The organism is Flavobacterium sp. (assembly GCF_035456225.1).
Lineage (GTDB): Bacteria > Bacteroidota > Bacteroidia > Flavobacteriales > Flavobacteriaceae > Flavobacterium.
The window spans coordinates 1-2,669 of the sequence record NZ_DATIDM010000143.1 but is presented as its reverse complement, the minus strand read 5'-3'; the positions used below and the strand labels follow the sequence as shown (position 1 = coordinate 2,669).

2 protein-coding genes are annotated in these 2,669 nt (G+C 36.5%); both read left to right on the top strand.

The annotated features are described in order from the left end of the window. The first annotated feature begins 268 nt into the window (after window positions 1–268). Window positions 269–1,195: a GLPGLI family protein gene (locus VLB74_RS08535; protein WP_325203033.1), complete on the top strand. Its 927-nt coding sequence runs from the start codon at window positions 269–271 to the stop codon at window positions 1,193–1,195. Between the two features lie 49 nt (window positions 1,196–1,244). After that, window positions 1,245–2,669: TonB-dependent receptor (locus tag VLB74_RS08530; RefSeq protein ID WP_325203032.1), on the top strand; the 1,425-nt coding region annotated here is incomplete at its 3' end.

The window sequence follows — 2,669 nt, the reverse complement described above, 5'->3', positions numbered from 1 at the left end:
GAAGAGAGTAAGGTGGTAGTAATATTCTTATCCTGACAGAAGCCAATGGAAAAAAACAAAAGAATAGCTATTTTTAGAAATGTTCGCATAGATTGCCAAATTACAAAAAATAAGCCTTGAAAATAAATAGGGAAAATTGATTATACTGTTTTTTGAGAAATATTTTTTTGTTTTTAAACCATTTTCCAAAACAGTAGTCTAATAACTTAAATTTGTAACAAAGAGATTTTGTTATCGTCTAATCTGTTCTAAATTAACTTTAAAGATTATGAAAAAAATTTCGTTAGCATTACTAGCAATATTTTGTTCTTCAGTAACTTCATTTGCTCAGGATTTTCAGGGCATGGCCGTGTATGAATCCAAAACAAGCACTTCCGATTTCAAAGCCAGAATGGACGGAAATAAAGATATAACTCCTGAAATGCGCAAAAACATGGAAGAACGAATGAAAAAGATGTTTGAAAAAACATTCATCCTTAATTTCGACAAAACCAGTTCCATTTATAAAGAAGAAGAAAAATTGGAAGCTCCGGGAGAAAATGCGGGCCGATTCAGAATGATGAGTTCCATGATGGGCGGTGGCGGAACGTATTATAAAAACGTTAAAGAAAAAACCTATACCGTGGACAAGGAATTCATGGGGAAAGAGTTTTTAATTGTCGATTCTTTGCCAAAACTTAAATGGAAAATGACCGGCGAAACTAAAAAAATAGGTGATTATACTTGCTTCAAAGCTACAGCAATCAAGCCTGTAGATGCTTCTGATTTCAGAAATGCACGCCTTAAAAAAGAAGAAGAAGCCAAAAAAGAGGGTGAGGCTAAAAAAGGAGAGGAAGCCAAGAAAGAGGAAGGTTCCAAAGAAAGAAGAGGCGGTTTTATGATGTCTGAAATTGATATGCCCAAAGAAGTCGAAATTACAGCTTGGTATTGTCCTGAAATTCCAATTAATCAGGGACCTGAAGGTTACTGGGGATTACCGGGTTTAATTTTGGAAGTTAACGACGGTAAAACGGTTATCATGTGTTCTAAACTGGTAATGAATTCCAAAGATAAAGTGGAAATAAAAGCTCCTAAAGGCGGAAAGGTTGTTAAGCAAAAGGAATTTGATGAAATTGTTGTAAAGAAAATGGAAGAAATGCGCGAGCAATGGCAGTCACAAGGTGGAAACAGAGGCGGAGTTAGAATGGTACACTAATTCATAAATATTTTAATTACCATTTAATCTGTTATTTCAATACCACTTTATGAAGAATATATTTCTTGTTGTTACACTGTTTGTTTCAACATTCGTTTTTTCACAGGATGTGAAATTTGAAGGTGTAATTAAAGATACCACCGGAGTCGCTTTGGAAATGGCTAACATTATGGCTGTTAACCAAGCTACAAAAGCGATGGACGGCTACTCAATCACCAATGAAAAAGGACGCTTTCAGATTTCATTGAGTCCGAATACCACCTATGATATAAAAGTTAGTTATGTAGGGTTTCAGCCTTACGAGACAACTATAAAAACAGGAACGCAAAATATCGTTAAAACTATCGTCCTGAAAGAAGGGACGATGCTTAAGGAGCTTGAAATCGTGAAGGAAATGCCTGTTTCCATTAGCGGAGATACCATTATTTATAATTCGGATTCTTTCAGAAATGGTACGGAACGAAAACTGGAAGACGTTCTGAAAAAACTACCGGGAGTTGAGGTAAACAAAGACGGTGAAATTCAGGTGGAAGGGAAAAAAGTGGAGAAAATTATGGTGGAAGGAAAGGATTTCTTCGATGGAGATACTAAAATAGCCACCAAAAACATTCCTGCCGATGCTTTGGATAAAATCCAGGTACTTCGAAATTATAACGAAGTGTCCAATCTGAAAGGACTTGAAAACAACGAAGAAAATGTTGCAATCAACATCAAACTGAAAGAAGGGAAAAAGAACTTCTGGTTTGGTGATATGACTGCAGGTATTGGCGTGGGTCACGAGGAAGACCGGCATATTGTCAATCCGAAATTGTTTTACTACAATCCGAAATACAGTGTGAATGTCATCGGGAATTTCAATAATATTGGAGAATTACCGCTCACGATGCAGGATTATTTTAAGTTTACCGGCGGATTCAAAAACATGATGCGAAGAGGTGGGACCAGTTTCAACGTGGCTTCCAACGATTTGGGAATTATGGGATTGCGAAACAATCAGGCGAAGGAAATCGATACCGATTTTGGAGCAGTGAATTTCAGCTATAACCCTTCAAAAGCATGGACAATAAGCGGTTTCGGAGTTTTAATGGGAAGCGAAACGGATTTGCTGACCAATGTAAAAACAACGCGAATTGATAAAGACACAAATTCAACCAACTTCAATGATGAAACTTCGGCTACGAAACAAAATAGTAAGTTAGGTTTTTTAAAGTTGAGTTCGAGTTATGTGCCTTCGGAAAAAGTGCATTTCGACTATGATGCTTTGGTTAAAGGATCTAAACAGGATGAGAATACAGCATTAGTTTCCAATAATACGATTACGAACAATAGTGATGGGGAGTCGGAACTGTTATACAATGATGTTTATTCGAAAAAGAAACAAAATCCATTCTCTTTCAATCAGAACCTGAACTATTATTACACGATGAACGACAAGCATGTTTTAGCTTTCGAAATGCAGCATTTGTATCAGGAT